This is a genomic window from Ruegeria sp. D4 (assembly GCF_056534475.1).
Window position 1 is genome coordinate 657,307 of sequence record NZ_JBQFPJ010000001.1, and the last position, 21,288, is coordinate 678,594.

At 57.6% G+C, this 21,288-nt stretch carries 18 protein-coding genes and 1 pseudogene; 8 read left to right on the forward strand and 11 right to left on the reverse strand.

Annotation, left to right across the window (positions count from 1 at the left end):
* Nucleotides 1-74: 74 nt before the first annotated feature.
* The 7 genes and pseudogenes from ACR0MI_RS03305 to ACR0MI_RS03335 form a co-directional block, all read right to left on the reverse strand.
* On the reverse strand, nt 75-653 hold the full coding sequence (locus ACR0MI_RS03305) for a holin family protein (RefSeq protein WP_170619003.1): 579 nt from the start codon (nt 651-653) through the stop codon (nt 75-77).
* A pseudogene (locus tag ACR0MI_RS03310) lies at nt 644-1,257 on the reverse strand (holin-associated N-acetylmuramidase). Before ACR0MI_RS03310 ends, ACR0MI_RS03305 begins: the two are co-directional and overlap by 10 nt.
* Nucleotides 1,258-1,409: 152 nt before the next feature.
* Complete coding sequence (ccmE, locus tag ACR0MI_RS03315; protein WP_170619004.1) at nt 1,410-1,856, reverse strand: cytochrome c maturation protein CcmE; 447 nt, start codon at nt 1,854-1,856, stop codon at nt 1,410-1,412.
* A 7-nt stretch (nt 1,857-1,863) separates the two neighbouring features.
* Nucleotides 1,864-2,892 carry an N-acetyl-gamma-glutamyl-phosphate reductase gene (gene argC / locus ACR0MI_RS03320; protein WP_170616885.1) on the reverse strand — a complete coding sequence of 343 codons (1,029 nt, stop codon included), beginning with the start codon at nt 2,890-2,892 and terminating at the stop codon, nt 1,864-1,866.
* A gap of 94 nt (nt 2,893-2,986) precedes the next feature.
* A complete protein-coding gene (locus ACR0MI_RS03325; RefSeq protein WP_170816537.1) occupies nt 2,987-3,802 on the reverse strand; it encodes an aspartate/glutamate racemase family protein in 816 nt (271 codons plus the stop codon).
* A 7-nt stretch (nt 3,803-3,809) separates the two neighbouring features.
* Nucleotides 3,810-4,688 (reverse strand): lysophospholipid acyltransferase family protein, encoded by an 879-nt coding sequence (locus ACR0MI_RS03330; protein WP_170616881.1) that lies wholly within the window; start codon nt 4,686-4,688, stop codon nt 3,810-3,812.
* A gap of 78 nt (nt 4,689-4,766) precedes the next feature.
* Nucleotides 4,767-8,186: an indolepyruvate ferredoxin oxidoreductase family protein gene (locus ACR0MI_RS03335; protein ID WP_170616879.1), complete on the reverse strand. Its 3,420-nt coding sequence runs from the start codon at nt 8,184-8,186 to the stop codon at nt 4,767-4,769.
* A 169-nt stretch (nt 8,187-8,355) separates the two neighbouring features.
* Here ACR0MI_RS03335 and ACR0MI_RS03340 point away from each other — a divergent pair, with 169 nt between their 5' ends.
* The 6 genes from ACR0MI_RS03340 to grxD all read left to right on the forward strand — a co-directional run bounded on the left by ACR0MI_RS03340 (nt 8,356) and on the right by grxD (nt 15,239).
* The gene (locus ACR0MI_RS03340; protein WP_170616877.1) at nt 8,356-9,261 is read left to right on the forward strand and encodes a LysR family transcriptional regulator; all 906 of its coding nucleotides are present in this window, start codon (nt 8,356-8,358) and stop codon (nt 9,259-9,261) included.
* 276 nt (nt 9,262-9,537) lie between these two features.
* The gene (locus ACR0MI_RS03345; protein ID WP_170816536.1) at nt 9,538-11,799 is read left to right on the forward strand and encodes a mechanosensitive ion channel family protein; all 2,262 of its coding nucleotides are present in this window, start codon (nt 9,538-9,540) and stop codon (nt 11,797-11,799) included.
* Between the two features lie 215 nt (nt 11,800-12,014).
* Nucleotides 12,015-14,174, forward strand: a complete 2,160-nt coding sequence (purL, locus tag ACR0MI_RS03350) for a phosphoribosylformylglycinamidine synthase subunit PurL (RefSeq protein WP_170616873.1) — start codon at nt 12,015-12,017, stop codon at nt 14,172-14,174.
* A 143-nt stretch (nt 14,175-14,317) separates the two neighbouring features.
* Complete coding sequence (locus ACR0MI_RS03355; protein WP_170619006.1) at nt 14,318-14,554, forward strand: BolA/IbaG family iron-sulfur metabolism protein; 237 nt, start codon at nt 14,318-14,320, stop codon at nt 14,552-14,554.
* Between the two features lie 45 nt (nt 14,555-14,599).
* Nucleotides 14,600-14,890: a hypothetical protein gene (locus tag ACR0MI_RS03360; protein ID WP_170616869.1), complete on the forward strand. Its 291-nt coding sequence runs from the start codon at nt 14,600-14,602 to the stop codon at nt 14,888-14,890.
* On the forward strand, nt 14,877-15,239 hold the full coding sequence (gene grxD, locus ACR0MI_RS03365) for a Grx4 family monothiol glutaredoxin (protein WP_170616867.1): 363 nt from the start codon (nt 14,877-14,879) through the stop codon (nt 15,237-15,239). The genes ACR0MI_RS03360 and grxD overlap by 14 nt, the downstream gene beginning before the upstream one ends.
* 7 nt (nt 15,240-15,246) lie before the next feature.
* Here the strand turns inward: grxD and ACR0MI_RS03370 are convergent, their stop codons facing one another.
* Genes ACR0MI_RS03370 through ACR0MI_RS03380 form a run of 3 tightly spaced genes read right to left on the reverse strand, consistent with a single transcriptional unit; the run spans nt 15,247 to nt 16,783 of the window.
* On the reverse strand, nt 15,247-15,588 hold the full coding sequence (locus tag ACR0MI_RS03370) for an MliC family protein (RefSeq protein WP_321253131.1): 342 nt from the start codon (nt 15,586-15,588) through the stop codon (nt 15,247-15,249).
* A gap of 2 nt (nt 15,589-15,590) precedes the next feature.
* Nucleotides 15,591-15,986, reverse strand: coding sequence for a cell division protein ZapA (locus ACR0MI_RS03375; protein ID WP_170616863.1), 396 nt, complete (start codon nt 15,984-15,986; stop codon nt 15,591-15,593).
* Nucleotides 15,986-16,783: a hypothetical protein gene (locus ACR0MI_RS03380; RefSeq protein ID WP_480853618.1), complete on the reverse strand. Its 798-nt coding sequence runs from the start codon at nt 16,781-16,783 to the stop codon at nt 15,986-15,988. Before ACR0MI_RS03380 ends, ACR0MI_RS03375 begins: the two co-directional genes overlap by 1 nt.
* Nucleotides 16,784-17,018: 235 nt before the next feature.
* Between ACR0MI_RS03380 and tkt the strand changes: the two genes are divergently transcribed.
* On the forward strand, nt 17,019-19,043 hold the full coding sequence (tkt, locus tag ACR0MI_RS03385; RefSeq protein WP_170616859.1) for a transketolase: 2,025 nt from the start codon (nt 17,019-17,021) through the stop codon (nt 19,041-19,043).
* A 56-nt stretch (nt 19,044-19,099) separates the two neighbouring features.
* Here tkt and ACR0MI_RS03390 read toward each other — a convergent pair whose 3' ends face one another.
* A complete protein-coding gene (locus ACR0MI_RS03390; protein ID WP_170616857.1) occupies nt 19,100-20,059 on the reverse strand; it encodes a DUF808 domain-containing protein in 960 nt (319 codons plus the stop codon).
* A 182-nt stretch (nt 20,060-20,241) separates the two neighbouring features.
* On the opposite strand from ACR0MI_RS03390, the gene gap reads away from it, so the two are divergent.
* Complete coding sequence (gap, locus tag ACR0MI_RS03395; protein WP_170816535.1) at nt 20,242-21,243, forward strand: type I glyceraldehyde-3-phosphate dehydrogenase; 1,002 nt, start codon at nt 20,242-20,244, stop codon at nt 21,241-21,243.
* Nucleotides 21,244-21,288: the final 45 nt, after the last annotated feature.

A 21,288-nucleotide genomic window follows, 5' to 3' on the forward strand; every position in this document is an offset into this window, starting at 1 on the left:
GCCAACGATATAAACCTGTCGCGGGGCAAGCACCAACAACAATCGCCAGGATTTGGCGCACATAGTGTCGCGGGTCAGTCACCGCGCAGGCGCTTCCAGTCCTCCAACGCGCGGTTTTCGTCAAGGTCGACGGCCGCCTCGACCTCGGGTTGGTCCGCTCCGGCGTCTACATGCGTCGGCATATCCTTGTCCAACGTTTGCAGGGTTCTGAGATTCTCGACGACGACAGGAACCCGCGTCATACCGGCGGCAATTTCCCGTTGCAGATCCTGCACTTTGCTGTGGTGACGCGCGCCAAAATAAAAGGAAACGATTACCCCCAACAGCCACCACAAAGGTTCAGGTACAAGCGCAATCCCCTGCATGCGGGCCGCAAACCAGATCGGGTCGACCATGGCCGCCACAAACAATCCCAACGTCCCCAAAGCCAGCGCCGGTCGCGGAACTCGGTTCAACCCATCCATAAACCGATCGAATGCACCTTTTTGCACTTTGTGAAACTCAGCGCCGAACTGAGACATCGCCTGCCCCTGGACTGTTATGGAGCGCTCAGCTGCCGCATCGGCGTTCTCGTGGAAAACTTCGACTGTTTCCCGCACAAGATTTCGCCCGCCCCCGAACAGAAATGCCAATACGCCCGAAATCAGTCCCATCGTGCAACTCTCCTTTGAAATTCCGCGTCGCTTAGGTGGTAGTCGGTTGAAAGGAATTCTTCCGCCCGTCGAATCCAGCCCCCCTTTTCCCCCAAGACCGGGTGCGCGCATATTTGCGGGACTCAGGACGCCGATCTGCCAGTTGAAAGTAGTAGTTTCGTCGGGCGACACCGTAGGCATCACGCAGCGCCGCCGCATCAGGCATCGCCGCTTCCCGGCAAGCTTCTGCCGTCTGCGGACCAACCACGCCATCCACCGTGACCGCGAAACCCATTTGCACCAACAACCGTTGCAGGATTCGGACGGCATGCGCACCGGCATTTACGTACATGTCAAAAACAGTCGCGTGCAGCATTTCTGGCAACAACCCAAGGCGGGGTTCCTCGAAATAGTATTGCAGAAAGATCTCAACTGCCTGATTTCGCGACAATGCACGCACGTCAGCGTGCGAAATCTCTCCGTCTCCGGTCAGGTCCAATCCCAACCGCCGCAGCGTGCTGATTGTAACACCGAACTTCGTGGGTCCGCCGGGGTCATCCGGATCATCCACATACCCGCCTTCCCGTGCCACTATGCCCCTGGCGATTTGCCGAACCGTCTGCATGCCGACCTCATTTCAACTATCAGGTCAGACGGTCAGTCAAAGGCATTAACAACGCGCAAAAAGAAAGGGCGCTGCATGTCCGTCACATGCAACGCCCTACTTCTTTTTGTTCAAGGTTACGCTGCCGCCGGAGGCATGCGGATCAGATGAGGTCAGCTCTCATCGGCCTCTTTGTAGACCCCTTGTTCTTTCAAGGCATCCACGACCTCTTTCGGCATATAGGTCTCATCGTGTTTTGCCAGTATTTCCGTGGCTTCAAAGACACCGTTCACGTAACTTCCGGTTCCCACCATACCCTGATTTTCCGAAAACAGGTCCGGCAGTACACCCGTGAATGCCACTTTGACGGTTTCGCCGCCGTCTGTGACGCTGAAATAGACCGTCTCGCCCTGTCCGCGAATGATTGACCCTTCTTCGACCAGCCCGCCAATCCGGAATACTTCGGTCGGTTTGGGAGGTTCCGCGATGACCTGACTTGGCGAGCGGAAAAAGTTGATGCCGTCCCGCATGGCGTACCCAATCAACGCCGTCGACAATGCCAGGGCAACAGCTGCCAGCAAAATGATCTGTACTCGACGGCGTTTCTTGAGCGTTTTCATCTTTTCCTCACGGGAACAACGGGGCCATCATCAGCCCGGCGGTTTCATTTTCACCTAACATCAGGTTGGCGTTCTGCAAGGCTTGGCCACTGCTACCTTTTGTCAGGTTATCAAGTGCCGCGACCACAATCGCGCGACGTTCAATCCGATCTGCAACCACGCCGATATGGCAGAAGTTTGACCCCCTGACATGGTGGGTCGAAGGCGTTTCACCAAAGGGAAGCACCTGCAGAAACGGCTCTGCTTCATAGGCCTTGCTCAGTGTTTCATAAATGCTGTGTGGGTCGCCCTTTACATAGGTCGTTGCCAAAATCCCCCGATTGGCGGGGATCAGATGCGGTGTGAACTGCACATGCACGGTCCGCCCCGCCAGTTTCGAGAACTCCTGATCGAACTCTCCCAGGTGACGGTGCGTCCCGCCTACGGCATAGGCGTTGTACCCTTCACTGAGCTCTGCGTGCAAAAGGTTTTCTTTCAACGACCGACCCGCCCCTGAAACGGCGCATTTCAGGTCGAGAATGATGTCATCGAGATCAACCACACCCGCTGTTATCAGCGGCCGCAATGCGTATTGCCCGGTCGCCGCGTTGCAACCTGTGCCAGCAACCAGTCGCGCAGCCCGGATTTCATCGCGGTAGAATTCGGTCAAGCCATAAACAGCCTCTTCCTGCTGTTCCAATGCAGCGTGCGGGTTGCCGTACCACTTCTCGTACTCCGCCGGATCGCGCAGGCGGAAATCAGCGGACAGGTCGATAATCTTCAGGTTTTTCGGCAGATCACGGATTATTTCCTGGCTGGTTTTGTGCGGCAATGCGCAGAAACACAGGTCAATCTGCGAGAAATCAATTTCCGAAATCTTGCACAGATCCGGCAGGTTCATATGCCGCAGATGTGGGAAAACCTGCGCCATAGGCTGCCCAGCCTTACGTTCAGCGGCCAGAGCGGTGATTTCCATATTCGGGTGCTCGGCGATCAGCCGCACCAGTTCCGCACCGGTATAGCCGGAAGCGCCAAGAATTGCGATTTTGTGGGTCATGTCAGACCTCTTGCATGAGTGTGTCACATATCACGACCGCCGATGTGACGGTCATCGGATTAAGGAATGGGGGTCCGGGCGTCCTTGACCTAAGTCAGGCCGCCTCAAATGTGATTTGTCGTCGGAGAAACTGAGTGGCCCGATCGCTGACAATGCCCGGTTTGCCGGTCGTCAGAAACCCGCCCCCGCCCCCGCCCGAGCCAAGCATGTTCGGATGGCGTTGCAGGTAATCCGCAAGGCTTTCCGCCACCAGATCTCCCTGACTGAACACTTGAACATCCGGACCAAGCGCCTGCTGAAACGTTTTGGCCATCAAAGGGTAATGCGTGCAACCCAGAATGGCGGCCTGTGGTTCGGGCATCTTCCGCTTCAGGGCATCCACGTGGCTGCGCACCAGCGCTTCGGCCAGAATCATGTCGCCATCTTCGATCGCGTCAACAACACCGCCACATGCCTGCGCCTCGACATCTACACCGATGGCCCGAAAGGCCAGTTCCCGCTGAAACGCACGACTTGAAACGGTGGCCGGGGTCGCAAACAGAGCAACATGCTTCACGGCGACCTCTCGCGGGGGCGAGTTGTCGCCCCATTGGCGTTCCGTCAGGGCCTCGATCAGCGGCACAAAGACGCCGAGAACCCGCTTGCCGTCGGGCACGCCCTCTTCCTGCATCCGCCGCAACGCAGCCGCGCTGGCGGTGTTGCAGGCGAGAATCACAAGATCACAGCCCTTTGCCCACAGGTCATGAACTGCCTTGCGGGTCAGTTGATAGATATCCTCAGCATCGCGCACACCGTACGGTGCGTGCGAACTGTCCGCGAAATACAGGAAATCCACGTCCGGCAGACGTTTCCGTGCGGCGTCCAGAACGGTCAGCCCGCCGAGACCAGAATCAAATATACCTACTGCCATTTGCCCTTCAGGCGCGATGCCGTTCCTCGAATTCATACCCGTAGTCATAGGACTTTAACGGTTTCGGAGACAGCTCATACGTCGCTTTGCGCAAGAAATCCATCATCTTGCGCGTGTCCTTGCCCAAAGGGTCCAGAACATCCCGGCCAATGGGCTCACCGATGACCACCTTAACCGGCGTGTCGACCCGGTTCTTGAACTCTTTGATCAGCAACCCCATGCGCAGCGTATTGTGCAAATGACTGGCAATCTGAAACAGGCGTGAGGTGTGCCCGTCAAAAAAAACCGGCACAACCGTCGCATTCGATTTCGCGACCATTCGGGCCGTAAAGCCGCGCCAGCCTGGATCCATTGGGTGCGAGAACGGTTTGGCTCCGGTGCTGACCGTTCCGCCCGGGAAGATCCCGATGGCACCGTCACTACCCAGATAATCCAAGGTCGTCTTCCGCGTTTCGAGGTTTAGCCTCATCGCCTCCTTCGTATTATCGAACGAAATTGGCAGGATGATACGATTCAGATCCTCGGCCTTTGTGAATACATGATTGGCCAATATCCGAAAATCTCCGCGCGTCCGAGACAGGATGTGACCCATCATCAGACCATCCAGAATTCCGTACGGATGATTTGCAATCAGGATCAGCGGCCCTTCAGCGGGTATGTTCGACAAAGATCCGCCGACGATATCCAGTGACAATCCGTACCGCTCGACCATAACCGCCCAGAAATCCCGGCCGTTGGCGACTTCGCGCTCGTACCCATCCGCCCGTTTGATCAGACGCAAACGCCCGGTCGTATTCTCCATAAGCTTGATGACCATCTTCCCGCCTCTGGTCTCGGCGGAATAGGCATAGGAAATGTCACGGGCGACATGACGGCGCGAAGGCATGCGATACTCCGGTCTGTTTCACGCAATCTAGGTGCAGGTGAGCCTTTTGCACAGATGCCGTTACAGGATTATGACATGTCATTCGGCCGCGGCACGCATCTCGGGACCGCCGTCGCGGATGATCGCCAGCAATTCCTCGCGCTTTTTGGCTGCTTTGGCTTCGTTCTCCCTCAGAACAGGTCCAAATCCGCGAATCTCCAGCGGAAGCCGCGCGAGGGCCGCAAATGCGTCACGTGTGTCGGCCGTGATCAATGGCGTGATCTCTCGCAGGTCGGATTCGTACTGACGGATCAATGCACGTTCCATCTTGCGTTCGGCACTGTAACCAAAAATGTCGAAGGGTGTACCGCGCAGGAATTTCAGTTTGGACAGAAGCTTCATCGGTCCAAGCATCCATTCCCCAAAAGCACGCTTGCGCGGTCGCCCGTTCGGTCCGGTCCCTCCCATTATTGGCGGTGCCAGATGAAAGGTCATCTTGAAGTCGCCATCGAACTCGGACTTTGCCTGTTCCCGGCTATCCAGGAGAAGGCGAGCAACCTCATATTCGTCCTTGTAGGACAGCAGTTTGTGATAACCTTTGGCCACAGCCTCGCGAACCGAGGCGTCCTCGAAAGCGTCAACCACCTTGCGGTAACGTTTTGCCAGACGATTGCCCTGATATTTCTTCAGATGATCGGTCCTGAAGTCGATCATCTGCTCCAGCGATTTGGGCAACTCTGCAACGGAAGGCGACAGTATCGCATCGACTTCCTGGGAATGCAGAACTGCCCACCGGCCAATATCAAAGGCGCGTTTGTTGCGTTCGACCGCAGTGCCGTTCAGTTCGATGGCTTGCAGTACGGCCTGATGTGAAACCGGCAGCAGGCCCTTTTGCCAGGCAGCACCAAGGACCATCATGTTTGAATAGATCGAATCTCCCATGACAGCGCGCGCCAGCTCAGTTGCATCGAACATCGACACGCCGTCCTTCAACCGCGCCTGCAGCGCCAGTTCCAGCCGGTCGCTGGGGATCTGGAAATCGGTGTCCCGGGTGAAGTCGCCGGTGATCGTTTCATGGCTATTGACCACCGCGCCGGTTTGGCCGGTTCGGGTCAGACCCAGTGTTTTGGCCCCGGCAGACACGACCAGATCGCCGCCGATCAGCGCATGTGCTTCTCCGGTCGCGACACGGATGGCGCTGATGTCTTCGGGACGGTTGGCCAACCGGCAATGGATGTGCACCGCACCGCCTTTTTGCGCCAAACCCGCCATTTCCATCATGCCAGCACCCTTGCCGTCGATCTGGGCCGCCTGCGCCAGAATGGCACCCAGCGTCACAACCCCGGTGCCGCCGACGCCAGTGATGACAACGTTATGAGTTCCATCAATACGCGGAAGTTGCGGCATAGGCAGATCGGGCAAGTCGATCTCGGTCGTCGCTTCCTTTCGGATCTGAGCGCCTTCCAACGTCACGAATGAAGGGCAAAACCCGTTGAGGCAGGAAAAATCCTTGTTGCAGCTGGACTGATCAATGGCGCGCTTGCGACCAAGTTCCGTGTTCTTCGGAATGATCGAGACACAGTTCGACTGAACACCGCAATCCCCGCAGCCTTCGCAGATGTCAGTGTTAATGAACACCCGCTTATCCGGGTCGGGAAATGTTCCGCGCTTGCGGCGGCGGCGTTTTTCGGCGGCGCAGGTCTGCACGTAGACAATAACCGACACGCCCTCGATCTCGCGAAAACGTTCCTGCACCCGCATAAGTTCGGCGCGCTCGAAGGTTTCGACATTCGCGGGCAGCGCCTTGAAGTTCACGTCTTCCTTTTCGTCATAAACAACAGCCACCGTCTGAACGCCCATTGCCTTGACCTCGGCCACAATACGTTCGGCCGTCAAACCGCCCTCATTGTCCTGCCCGCCGGTCATGGCAACTGCATCGTTGAACAGGATCTTGAAGGTGATGTTTGTCCCCGCCGACAATGCCGCCCGGATCGCCTGAACGCCCGAGTGGTTGTAGGTTCCGTCCCCAAGGTTCTGGAACACATGCTTGGTGGTCGAAAACGGCGCTTCCCCAATCCAGTTTGCGCCTTCACCGCCCATCTGAGTGAACCCTGTCGTCTCACGATCCATCCACTGAACCATGTAGTGGCAGCCGATACCGGCATAAGCGCGGCTTCCCGTCGGCACGCGGGTAGAACTGTTGTGCGGGCAACCCGAACAGAAATATGGCAGGCGCGTCGCGATTTCCTGGGCGTTGTCGGCCCTGCGGGCTTCGGACAGTTTTGCCAGCCCGGCGCGAACGCCGTCTGTATCGTGCCCCTCTTCGATCAGGATCTCACCGATTTTCTCGGCGATCATGATCGGATCCAGCGCGCCGCGTGTCGGGAACAGTTCTTCTCGGTGCAAGGTGCCGGCACCGCCCTTGTACCAGCCATAGACACGGCGGCCGCGGCGATCGTCGAAAATGGCCTCTTTGACCTGAACCTCGATCAGCTTGCGCTTTTCCTCGACAATCACGATCAGATCCAGGCCTTCAGCCCAGTCGTGGAACCCAACCATGTCTAGCGGGAAGGTCTGCCCCACCTTATAGGTGGTAATGCCCAGCCGCTCGGCCTCGTTTGCGTCGATGTTCAGCAGGGACATGGCATGAGTCAGGTCCAGCCAGTTTTTGCCCGCCGCAACAAACCCGATTTTCGCACCCGGCTTGCCCCAGATGCGCTTGTCCAGCTTATTGACATGGGAAAACGTTTCCGCCGCAAAACGCTTGAAGTCGATAATGCGCCCTTCCTGCAGGTGAGGCGTGTCGCCCAAACGGATGTTCAACCCGCCCTCGGGCATGTCGAACTCGGGCATCACCAGCCCCATGCGATCCGGGCTGCCGTCCACGACGGAAGTCACCTCGATCGTGTCTTTCATCGTCTTCAAGCCAACCCAAACGCCGGCAAAACGGCTGAGCGCAAAGCCGTAAATACCGTAATCCAGGATCTCCTGAACACCTGCCGGACTGACCACAGGCATGTACATGTCGACCAGAGACCATTCCGATTGGTGCAACACGGTCGAGCTTTCACCGGTGTGATCGTCGCCCATTGCCATCAGCACACCGCCATGGCGCGCGGTTCCGGCCATATTCGCATGCCGCATCACGTCACCGGACCGGTCCACGCCAGGGCCCTTGCCGTACCACAACCCGAACACGCCGTCGTACCTGCCATCTCCACGCAACCCGGCCTGCTGGCTGCCCCACAGGGCTGTTGCCGCCAGATCCTCGTTCAGACCGAACTGAAAGGTGACATCGCTTTCCGAAAGCTCTTTTTGCGCTCGCATCATCTGCTGATCGACCGCGCCAAGCGGCGAACCACGATAGCCCGTCACCAGTCCGGCGGTGTTCAAACCCGCCTTCTGGTCGCGCGCTTTTTGCATCAGCATCAGCCGAACAAGCGCCTGCGTTCCGTTCAGAAGAACGGGATTTCTGGTCAGATCAAAGCGGTCATTCAGCGTAATCTTGGGCTCGCTCATCGGACGCCTCCCCTCGTCAGATCAGGTTGCTAACTTAACACATATTTTAGGTCATAATTTCTGACCTGTATAGACGCTATCCTCTGAATTGTAACGATTTCACAGTTTGAATGTAGAACTTGTTACCTATTTCATATAGGGCTTCCTTAGGATAACGAAAGTTGCGGCGATGGACTGGGACAAGCTTAGGATATTTCACGCGGTTGCAGACGCGGGCAGCCTGACGCACGCCGGAGACAAGCTTAACCTGTCCCAATCGGCCGTCAGCCGCCAAATCCGCGCTCTGGAAGAATCACTCGATGCCACCTTGTTTCATCGCCATGCCCGAGGTCTGATTCTGACCGAACAGGGCGAATTGCTGTTCGATGCGACCTCGGCCATGTCCAAACGTCTGGACGCTGCCGCCGCGCGCATCCGCGATAGTGAAGAAGAAGTGTTTGGGGTTCTTCGAGTAACAACCACTTTCGGTTTCGGAACCCTTTGGCTGGCCCCTAGGCTGCCGAAATTATATGAACAATATCCCGACCTGAACATCGACCTGATGTTGGAAGAACGGGTTCTGGACCTTCCCATGCGCGAGGCCGATGTTGCCATCCGTATGAAAGAACCCAGCCAGGCGGATCTTGTACGAAAACGCCTTATGACCGTCCAAATGCAGCTTTATGCAACCAAGGAATACCTGGACACACATCCCTCACCTGCAACGATTGAGGAAATCTCCAATCACCGGCTAATTTGCCAGACCCCCGCCGCGCCGCAGGTCGGCGCCAGCGCAGCAATGGTCAGGCATTTAATGACGCACAACCCCAGCTCCCTGCTGACGGTCAACAACTACTTCGGGGTTTTACAAGGTGTACTGCATAACCTTGGCATCGGTGTTTTGCCCGACTATGTCACGCAGAACTTTCCGCATCTGATTTCTATCCTGGCAGATATCGAAAGCGCCGAAGTTCCGGTCTATCTCGCATACCCCGAGGAATTGCGTCACTCGAAACGTGTCGCTGCCTTCCGGGATTTCGTTCAGGATGAGATCATCGAACAGCGGAAACAGTTGAAGAGGCTGGGAAAACTGTAGCTATGCACATTTGGCATAGCGGGCATGAGCAGCAAACAGCCTAATAAATCTTGAACGAAAGAAAACCGCACACTAAATGAGCACTCGAAGGCGGTGATGCTGAAACGCTCATCATCTTCATACCTCCCTGTTGGACTACGGCCGAGCTTATTGCTCGGCCTTTTTTTTGGCCCGAAAGCCAAGCCCTCTGAAAACAAGCCAATTTTTCTGGGAATCGTTCCACACTCCCTCTATGCTGCCGGAAAACAAAAATTTTCTACTTTCGAGGGAAATCTCATGTTCAATCTGCTTCGCCTAATGCTGGCGATGATCGTATCCGTGTTTATTGTGGGTACGGCGCTGGCTCAGGAGTCTGACACAGGCTCATCCTCTACGGTGGCGGCCCCGGTCGTTCCTGATGACCTGAGCCCCGAGCAGGTGGACGATTTGGTTGCGCGCATGTCTGACGATCAGGTGCGCGCCCTTTTGTTAGAGCGGTTGGATGCCGTAGCCGAGAAGAGGGCCAAGGAGGCAGAAGGACAGGAAGACCCGCTGACCGAAATCAACGAAATATGGGCGGCGATGGTTGCCTCATGGACTAATGTTCTGACGACACTTCCAAACATTTTCAGCGCGCAGGTTAAAGCATTTAGCAACTTTTCCGAAACTCTCGGATCGACCGGTGTGCTTACTTTGATCGGGCTGGTCGCAAGCGTTCTGGTTGTGGGATTCATAGCTGAAAAGTTGTTCGATCTTTTAACCAGAAGATGGCACAAACACACCGAAGTCGGGGATGAGGCCGACCTTTGGGGTGCCGTGAGCTTTTTGTTCCGCCGGTTTTGCCGCGAGATCGCCGGGTTGATTGTTTTTTATATCGTCATCCGGACTCTGGGCCGGATCCTTTTGACACCCGAGCAGCTCAAATTTGCGGGCCCTTTCGTATTCTATCTTATCTGGATCCCGCGATTGGGCGCGGCGGCGTCGCGGTTCATTATGGCACCAAACAACCCAAAATTCAGACTGGTCAACATTGACGATCACTGGGCAAAATACCTGCATCGGAATCTGATTGGTTTGCTGATCCTGATTGGGGTTACGCTGTTCGTTGTCCGCTTTAATGGTTTGAACGGTATCACTCCCGGCGATACCCGCATCGGTTTCTGGCTAAATAGCGCTATTCATATCTACATTGGCGTGATCGCCTGGACCGCGCGCGAGGGCCTGTCGCAGATGATGCTGGGCACCGATCCGGATCACACAAAATTCGATGAAGAAGTCGCGCAATATTATCCGTACTTCGCAATCGGCGTTTCGGCGGTGACCTGGCTGCTGGTCGAGTTCCTTGCCGCACAGCGCGACCCGGCAATCCTGGCGCTGTTGGTCAAAGGCCCGCATTTCACGACTATGTTCTGGTTGCTGATTGCACCCGCCCTCGACACTCTGATCCGTGGATTGGTGCGCCATCTGCAACCGCCGATGTCCGGCGAAGGCCCGCTTGCCGAACGCGCTTATCGGTCGACCAAGCGCAGCTATATCCGCATCGGCCGTGTTCTGGCAGGCCTGTTTGTCGTGATGATGATTGCGCAGGCATGGCAGTTGGATTTGCGGCATGTCGCTTCCGCTGGCATCGGCGCCGAAGTTGGTGGGGCCGTGATCGAGTTTCTGCTGATTATTGCCGTCGGTTATATCATGAACGAGGTCGTCTCGCTTTGGATCAACCGTCGTCTGGCCAAAGAACAGACAGCCGCCGAAGCTTTGGACGAAGAAGCTGGTGGCGAAGGCGGCGGTGCGGGCGGCTCGCGTCTGGCGACCGTTCTGCCATTGCTGCGCATCACCGCGCAGGTGACGATTGCCGTCATCTTCGGCCTGCTGGCGCTCGGGGCACTGGGCGTCAACATCACGCCGCTCCTCGCCGGTGCCGGTGTTCTCGGCCTGGCCATCGGCTTTGGTGCGCAGAAGCTGGTTGCCGACATTGTCGGCGGCATCTTCTTCCTGATCGATGACGCCTTCCGCGTTGGTGAATACGTGGATGTGGGCGGCACTATGGGAACCGTCGAAAAGATCTCGATCCGTTCGATGCAATTGCGCCACCATCGCGGGCCGGTTCACACGATCCCTTATGGTGAAATTCAGAAGCTGACGAATTTCAGCCGTGACTGGGTCATCATGAAACTGAAGTTCACGGTGCCATTCGACACTGACCCCAACAAGGTCAAGAAGATCTTCAAGAAGATCGGGGCCGATATGATGGCGGACGAAACTCACAAGGAAGGTTTCTTGCAGCCCTTCAAATCTCAGGGTGTGTTCGACTTTGACGATGTCGGGATGATCATCCGAGGCAAGTTCATGGCCAAACCGGGCAAGCAGTTCACGCTGCGCAAGGAAATCTTCAACCGGGTCAAGGCTGCCTTCAACGAAAACGGAATCGACTTTGCCCGCCGCGAAGTCCGTGTTGCGATCCCCGGCCTGGAAGAGGCGGAAACCCTGACCGAAGAGCAAAAGGCCGCAGTTGGCGCCGCCGCTGCTGACTCGTTGAACAAGCAGCAAGGTGGTGCTTGATAAGCTCTGCGCGCGGTAGCTGCCCTAGCTGTCGGGTTTTGGACCAAATTCTTGAAGAACCGGCGCACCGCGCCGGTTCTTTTTTGCCCGGGTAATTGCTCTCCTCCTAGCTTTCGGCCCGGTTCTTGCGCCCTGCGCGGTCTTGACCCTTCCCACGGGCGCGCCCATGGCCTAAAAGGCGCGCAATCTCGGCCATCTCGGACACAGGACAAACCATGCAAGAGCCCGCCATCACCCCGGATCTGATTGCAGCACACGGGTTGAAACCCGAAGAATATGACATGATCCTGGAGATCATCGGGCGCGAGCCGGCATTTACCGAGCTTGGCATCTTTTCGGCCATGTGGAACGAACACTGTTCCTACAAGTCCTCGAAGAAATGGCTGCGCACGCTGCCCACCTCGGGGCCTCAGGTCATTTGCGGCCCTGGTGAGAATGCGGGCGTGGTGGATATCGGCGACGGTCAGGCCGTCGTCTTCAAAATGGAAAGCCACAACCACCCCTCGTATATCGAGCCCTACCAAGGGGCGGCGACCGGCGTGGGTGGCATTCTGCGCGATGTATTCACCATGGGTGCGCGTCCCATTGCGTCGATGAACGCACTGTCCTTTGGAGAGCCGGGCCACCACAAGACACGCCAACTGGTCAACGGCGTGGTTGAAGGGATCGGCGGCTACGGCAACTGTTTCGGTGTGCCCTGTGTGGGCGGCGAAGTCCGTTTTCACCCTGCCTATAACGGCAACTGCCTTGTGAACGCGTTCGCCGCCGGCCTCGCTGACAGCGACAAGATCTTCTATTCTGCCGCATCGGGCATCGGTATGCCTGTCGTTTATCTGGGAGCCAAAACCGGCCGCGATGGCGTTGGCGGTGCGACAATGGCTTCGGCTGAATTCGATGACACCATCGAAGAAAAACGCCCCACCGTGCAGGTTGGTGACCCTTTCACCGAAAAGCGTCTGATGGAAGCAACGCTGGAATTGATGCAGACCGGCGCGGTGATTTCGATCCAGGACATGGGCGCGGCCGGTCTGACCTGTTCGGCTGTTGAAATGGGCGACAAGGGCGGCCTTGGTGTGCGTCTGGATCTGGAAAACGTGCCTCAGCGCGAAGAAGACATGACCGCGTATGAAATGATGCTGTCGGAATCCCAGGAACGGATGCTGATGGTCCTCAAGCCGGAACTTGAGGCCCAAGCCCGTGCAGTATTCGAAAAATGGGATCTGGATTTCGCGATCGTTGGTGAAACGATTGCCGAAGACCGCTTCCTGATTATGCACAATGGCGAAGTCAAAGCTGACCTTGTCCTGTCGAAACTGTCCTCGACCGCACCGGAATATGACCGCCCGTGGGAGCCGACGCCGGAGGCCGAGGAACTGGCCGACGTGCCACAGATCGATCCGATCGACGGATTGAAGGCCCTGCTGTCCTCTCCCAACTACGCGGGCAAGCAATGGGTTTATGAACAGTACGACACCATGGTGATGGCGGATTCCACCCGCACACCGGGATTGGGCGCTGGCATGGTTCGCGTTCATGGCACTGACAAGGTATTGGCCTTCACCTCGGACGTTACCCCGCGCTATGTGCGCGCCAACCCGGTTGAAGGCGGCAAGCAGGCCGTGGCCGAAGCCTATCGCAACCTGACAGCCGTTGGGGCCAAGCCGCTGGCCACGACCGACAACCTGAATTTCGGCAACCCGGAAAAGCCCGAGATCATGGGCCAGTTTGTCGGCGCCATTCAGGGCATCGGCGAAGCCGTTGGCGCGCTGGACATGCCCATCGTGTCCGGCAACGTGTCGCTTTACAATGAAACCGACGGTCAAGCGATCCTGCCGACCCCGACAATTGGCGCCGTGGGTCTGCTGCTGAATTCTGACGAGATCATCGGCAACGAAGTCCGCGAAGGGCATGTGGCACTGATCATCGGCGAAACCAAAGGCCATCTGGGTCAGTCCGCCCTGCTGGCCGAGGTGTTCAACCGTGAAGACGGTGATGCGCCCCATGTCGATCTGGCGGCTGAGGCCCGCAACGGTGATTTCATCCGCGCCAACCGCAACATGATCAAGGCGTGTACCGATCTGGCCGACGGCGGCCTTGCTCTGGCCGCTTTCGAACTGGCCGAAGCGTCTGGCGTCGGCGTTCAGTTGGACGAGGCGTCGACCGAGTTCCTGTTCGGTGAAGATCAGGCCCGTTATCTGGTCGCCTGCAACTTCGATCAGGCCGAGGCGCTGATGATCGCCGCCGGTCAAGCCGGAGTCCCTCTGGTCTCGGTTGGCAGGTTCACGGGCGATGCTGTCAGGATCGGAAGTTCGGAAGCGCCGCTGTCGGAACTGGCGGATATCTTCCGTGGCAGCTTTGCCGCTGCGGTGGCCTGAAGCCCACCCTGCATACATCCTAAATTCAGAAATCCTGCGCGCGCGACCGGGCGCGGGATTTGTAAACGGGGTACCCCCGAGGCACCTTGCACGCCCCTGCGCATCGCTCTACATCTTGGGAAAGACCTTCAGGAGTAACCTTTATGCCAATGAGCGCCCACGAAATCGAACACCTGCTGCGCGAAGCCTTTCCGGATGCGGAGATTCAGGTTGGCGGGCATGATGGTGTTCATATGTCTGCCATGGTCGTTGACGAAAGCTTTCGCGGAAAGAACAGAGTGCAGCAACAGCGCGCAGTTTACGCCGCGTTGAAAGGCAAAATGGATGGCCCGGATGGTGAGCTGCACGCGCTGGCGTTGACTACAAAAATTCCGGAATGATCAGACCCGGCGTCATCACTCGCAAACCCCAGTGGAGGCCTGAACATGAGTGATCTGATGCTTGGCGTTTGCATTGTAGTTGGATTGATTGTTGCCGCAGCACTTATTGAAGCCTATTTGAAGCGCAACAAGAAACGCTCGCTGGCCGATATCCGTCCTGATCCGGACGAAATCAGCCAGGTGGGCGGAATAGAGAGATACGGGCTGGATCCGTTGTCTTTGGCGCAGGCCGAGCATCGGCGGCTCGAAGCGGAAGGATGGGGTCCAGAGGCCCCACAAAACGAAACAACCGCCCCGGATGCGGGTGAAGAGGACAAGCAAGATGAGCGACGTTAAGACCCAGATCGACGAAACCGTCAAAGCCAATGATGTGGTGCTGTACATGAAGGGCACCAAGGAAATGCCGCAATGTGGTTTCTCGTCTCGTGTGGCCGGTGTTCTGAACTATATGGGTGTTGACTACACCGACGTGAACGTTCTGGCCGACGAAGAAGTGCGTCAGGGCATCAAGGACTATTCCGACTGGCCGACCGTGCCGCAGCTTTTCGTCAAAGGCGAGTTCGTAGGCGGCTGTGACATCGTTACAGAAATGACCCTGTCGGGTGAACTGGACACGCTGTTTGACGAAAACGGCGTCGGCTACAACAAGGAAGCAGCCGACAAAATCCGCGAAGCAAACGCCTGATCGGCGCTTACCGGCTGCTGCATTCCTGATAAATGACCTGCTCACTGGCGGCGCTTCCTGCCGCCAGATAGCTGATCGAAGCGTTCCAGCCCTTGGAACGCAGAATATACGTTCCCTCTGTCCCCAGAGACTCGTAGCGAATCCCAGATCCGCTTTCGACTTGGCGCATGGCGACCAGAGTGTTGTCGACCATGACCGCCGCAGCACCTGATCCATCGGTCGAATTAAAGTAGCTCACATGCAGCGGCACTTCGTTTTCGCAGGTGAAAGTCACTGATAATATGTCGATCTCGGCCATAGCGGCCGATCCTGATATCAGCAGTCCAAAGTATGCCAGATTGCGCAGCATTCTCATCCCGCGGACTTCTCTTCCAGCATTGACGCCAGCGCTTCGGCCCGCGCAGCCAGTTCTCCCAAGGTGTCGGTCACCGATGGCGGCACGACTGCCACTTCAACACGCTCGGGTTCCGGCGGTGGTGCATTTCGCAGCGTCTCTAGCTCCGCTTGGAACTCGGCGAGCTTTGCCTCAAGGGATTTGACCTTTTCTTCGGTTCCGGCGGTTTTGTCCGCCAGCATCAGGCCAGCCATCAGCAGCATTCGTGATTCCGGCATGCGCCCAATCTGGTCCGACAGAACCTGAGCCTCGTCGTCCAGCATTTGGGCCGCTGCCTGCAGAAATTGCTCTTCACCCTCCTGGCACGAGACGTCAAAACCACGACCACCGATATGAATGGTTACTTCGGGCATCACTCCACCTCACCTTCTGCCAGCTTTGCCTGTGACAACAAAGGTTCCAGCCGTGCCAGAACCGCATGCGCCTCGGCTGCATCCGTCGCCTGAGCGGCACGCGTTGCTTCCAACTCGGCAACTGTGGCGCGGTTCAGCATCTCCGCATCCGGCAGACCGTCCTGCACGGCGGCGCGCAACTCATCAACCGAACGCCGCAACTGTTCGTTGGCTTTGCGCATGCGCTGCAGGTCGTCATCCAACCGCGACATCGCGGCCCCATGGCTTGACCGTTCCGCCCTCAGCATTTCCAGTTCGGCGTTAAGTTCTTCCAGACGCTCGGTGTCGGCGATCTCTGACAGCAGCCGGGCATTTTCGGCCTCAATCTCCTGCAGCTTTCCACTCAATGCTCTTAACCGAGTGTTTTCGGCCTTCAGCGCCTCCAGTTCCTCACGGTTGTCCAGCGCAGCCTTGGCGTCGGCAAGCTCTGCCCGCGCAGCCTCAACCGAGGCCAGTCTGTCATTGGCATCGGCAAGTTGTTGGCGCAGGGCCGTTTTCTCGGCGTCATCAACAGGAAAGTTGCGCAAAGCCTCCATATCGGCGCGCATCGCGTCGACTTCCTGTTCGTGACGTTCTTTCAGAGATTTCAGCCGCTCTTCCAACTGCGCATTCGCCACACGCTCGTCCTCAAGCGCGACGCGCAGTTCGTCATCTGCGCCTTCTTTGGCTGGTGCTGTGTCCTGAATGGCCGCTACACCCGCGCCAATCCGCTCCATCGCGGCGGTCAGGCGACGCTGTAGTTCTTCGATCTGGCTCATGCCCCTGTCACCTCATTATCAAGGTTCGTTATCTCTCGGGTTTGTCCGAATCAATGCAAACCACTTCTCTGCCTAGTCTAACGGATTGTTCCGGAAAATACCCACTGTTTGCTTTCAAAGACTTGGACCGTCTTCTTGAAGCGGCCACCTCATGGAATGCCCGGTTCCACTTGAACTTTGGGGGCTGAGTGTTATTGAGCGCGCAACCTGCCTGTAACCCAAAGGAACAACGCCCGTGGACCTGACTGCGCTGCGCAATGCCAACCCCGAACACTGGGACAAGGCTGCGGCCATCCGCACCCTGACCCTCGACGCCGTCGCCGCCGCCAATTCCGGCCATTCCGGCATGCCGATGGGCATGGCCGATGTTGCGACCGTACTGTTCGAAAAGCACCTGAAGTTTGATGCGTCAGCCCCGAACTGGCCCGACCGCGACCGGTTCATTCTGTCGGCGGGTCACGGCTCGATGCTGGTTTATTCACTGCTGTATCTCACCGGCCATGCAGATGTGACGCTGGATGAGATCAAGAACTTCCGCCAGTTGGGCGCAAAAACGGCGGGCCACCCGGAAAACTTCCTGATCGAAGGTGTTGAGACAACCACCGGCCCGCTGGGTCAGGGCATCTCGAACGCCGTCGGCTTTGCCATGGCCGAGGAGATTCAGCGCGCGCATTACGGCAAGAAGGTCGTCGACCACTACACCTACGTGATAGCGGGCGACGGCTGCCTGATGGAAGGCGTCAGCCAGGAAGCCATCACTCTGGCCGGCCGTCATGAGTTGAGCAAGCTGATCGTCTTCTGGGACAACAACAACATCACCATCGACGGCACCGTCGATATGGCCGACCGCACCGACCAGGTGCGCCGTTTCACGGCTTCGGGCTGGCAGGTGATCGAAATCGATGGCCATGATCCCAAAGCTATCGACGCCGCCATCGTACAGGCAAAGAAATCCAACAAACCGACCATGATCGCCTGTGAAAGCCATATCGCACTGGGTCATGCGGCGCAGGATACATCCAAAGGGCACGGCGCACTGACCGATCAGGATCAGTTGAAGGCGGCAAAAGACGGCTACGGCTGGCCTCATGACGCATTCGAAATCCCCGCCAACGTGAAGTCTGCCTGGGAAGTCATCGGCGCCCGTGGCGCGACCGAGCGCGCCGCATGGCAGGAGCGTTTTGCACAACTGTCCGAACGCAAGCAGGCCGAGTTCAACCGCGCCTACGCGTTTGAAGCACCCAAAAAACTGGCCGGTGCTATCCGCTCGTTCAAGAAACAGATGTCGGAAGACCAGCCGAAACTGGCAACTCGGGCCTCGTCCGAGAAGGTTTTGAATGTCGTGAACCCGATCATGACCGAGACCGTGGGCGGTTCGGCTGACCTGACCGGTTCGAACAACACCAAATCCGCCGATATGGGCGTGTTCCTGCCGGAAAACCGCAAGGGCCGTTACATTCACTACGGCATTCGCGAGCACGGTATGGCCGCTGCGATGAACGGCATGGCGCTGCACGGCGGCATCCGCCCTTATGGCGGCACATTCATGGCCTTCACCGACTATGCCCGCCCGTCCATGCGCCTAGCCGCACTGATGAAGGTGCCTTCGGTCTTCGTCATGACCCACGACTCGATCGGTCTGGGTGAAGACGGCCCGACCCACCAGCCGGTCGAGCATCTGGCGATCTCGCGCGCGACACCAAACACCTACGTGTTCCGCCCCGCGGATACGGTTGAGACAGCCGAAGCCTGGGAACTGGCACTGACGTTCAAAGAAAGCCCCTCGGTCCTGTCCCTGACCCGTCAGGGCGTGCCCACCGTACGCAAGGACCACAAGGCCAGAAACCTGACCGCACAAGGCGCATATGTTCTGGCCGACGCGGAAGCCAAGCGTCAGGCCATCCTGATCGCCACCGGTTCGGAAGTCTCGCTGGCGATGGAAGCCAAGGCGATGCTCGAGGCCGAAGGCATCGGCACCCGTGTTGTGTCAATGCCCTGCATGGAACTGTTCGCCGAACAAGACGAAGCCTATCGCAAACGCGTTCTGCCCGCAGGCGCCGTTCGTGTCGGTATCGAGGCCGCCGTCCGCGCCGGTGGCTGGGATCGCTGGCTGCTGGGCGAGCGTGGTCGCGAGGCCAAGGTCGGTTTCATCGGCATGTCGAGCTTCGGCGCTTCGGCCCCGGCTGGTGAGCTTTACAAGCATTTCGGTATTACTGCCGAGGCTACTGTTGCCAAGGTCAAGGAACTTCTGGGCCTTTAAGCGCAACCAGAACAAACAAGCGAAGGGCGGCTCTGGCCGCCCTTTTCCATTTGGTTTCAGTGAGATCCGGACTTTCCAAAGATCGGCATTATCACTTTGGTTGCAAGCGGGATAAGGATCAGACCCCAGACCAAACCGAACACGCCGTCCATAGTGGCCTTGGATATCCACTCCACCGCTCCAACCCACTGATCGGACACGGAATGACCGATGGCATAGGCCCAATCATGGATGTGGTGGCCCAGCCAGCCAAACCCAAGAACTTCCATCCCGTGGATTACAATTGAACCTCCGACCCACAGCATCGCGGCAGTTCCCACAATCGACAAGGTTTTCATCACAGCAGGCATGGCCCGCACAAGTCCCCTGCCCAGCCCCCGGCCAATAGGTGTCGGGGCGTTTTTCGCCAGATAAAGTCCCACGTCGTCCATTTTCACAATCAACGCGACCGAGCCGTAGACCGCTACCGTCACCCCGATCCCGACAACGGCCAGTGTTGCGGCCTGCATCCATAAGTTCGGGGCCTCGATCGCCGCCAGCGCGATGGTCATGATTTCAGCAGACAGGATAAAATCGGTTTTGATGGCACCCCTGACCTTCTGTTCCTCAAGATGGCCCGGATCGCGCACGCTCATATCCTGTTCAATCGCGTGGCTTCCGTGCGGGAACAGAACATGAAAGATCTTTTCGGCCCCTTCGAAACACAAGTATGACCCGCCAAGCATCAAAAGTGGTGTGATCAGCCAGGGTGCGAAATTGGCCAGCAGCAAAGCCACCGGCAGCAACAGAATGATCTTGTTGAAAATCGAGCCGCGCGCGATACGCCAGATGATCGGCAACTCCCGTGCTGGCGCAAAGCCCTGCACGTATTTGGGAGTAACAGCCGCGTCATCAATGATGACCCCTGCGGTCTTTGCCCCGGCCTTGCCGGCGGCAGCCACCACATCGTCCACCGAAGCTGCTGCTACCTTGGCAATCCCTGCCACATCGTCCAACAGGGCCAACAGACCACTCATCGCGCTTCCTTTCCTGTCACCTGCCGCAATCGAGACCCTACCCGATCTCACGGCTAGCGCAAGCGTTAGCGCAATCGCGTGAGGTTTGCGCTAACACCTTAAAAATATGCCATTTTTGCCCTTTTGAGAATTCGCTTTCACCGTTATATGGCCCCCAAAGCAAGCGCATTTGGAGACGTCATATGACCATCAAGGTCGGTATCAATGGTTTTGGCCGCATTGGCCGCTGTACCCTGTCACATATCGCGGCATCCGGCCGTAACGACATCGAGGTGATCAAGGTCAACGCCACCGGACCGCTGGAAACCTCGGCACACCTGCTGAAATATGACAGCATTCACGGACGTTTCCCGCGTGACGTTTCCATCAACGGCAACACCATGGATCTGGGCCGCGGCCCGATGCAGATGTTCTCGACCTACGACATGAGCGAACTGGACTGGGAAGGCTGTGACGTCGTTCTGGAATGCACCGGCAAGTTCAATGACGGTCTTAAAGCAAAGACCCACCTGGACCGTGGCGCGCAGAAAGTTCTGTTGTCGGCACCGGGCAAAAACGTCGACAAGACAATCGTGTTTGGCGTGAACCACAACGGTCTGACTGCTGCGGATAAAATGGTTTCCAATGGCTCCTGCACCACCAACTGCCTTGCTCCGCTTGCCAAGGTACTGGACGAAGGCATCGGCATCGAACACGGCATCATGACCACGATCCACGCCTATACCGGTGACCAGCCGACCCTGGACCGCCGCCACAGCGACCTATACCGCGCCCGCGCAGCCGCCATGTCGATGATCCCGACCAGCACCGGTGCCGCCAAGGCGCTGGGTGAGGTTCTGCCCAACCTGAAAGGGCGTCTGGATGGGTCAGCCATCCGCGTTCCAACACCGAACGTTTCCGCCGTGGACCTCAGCTTCCGTGCGTCGCGCGATGTCACGGTCGAAGAGGTTAACGCGATCGTGCAGGAAGCGGCGCAAGGCCCGATGCAGCGCGTTCTGGGCTACGAACCCGCGCCGCTGGTCTCGACCGACTTCAACCACACCGAGGAAAGCTCGATCTTCGCGCCGGACCAAACCCGCGTGGTCGACGGACGTATGGTCCGCGTTCTGGCATGGTACGACAATGAATGGGGCTTCTCTGTCCGCATGGCGGATGTCGCTGTTGCAATGGGTCGTCTTAACTAAACCAGCCGACTGTTATTGAACATTTTGGCCCGCTCAGGTTATCTG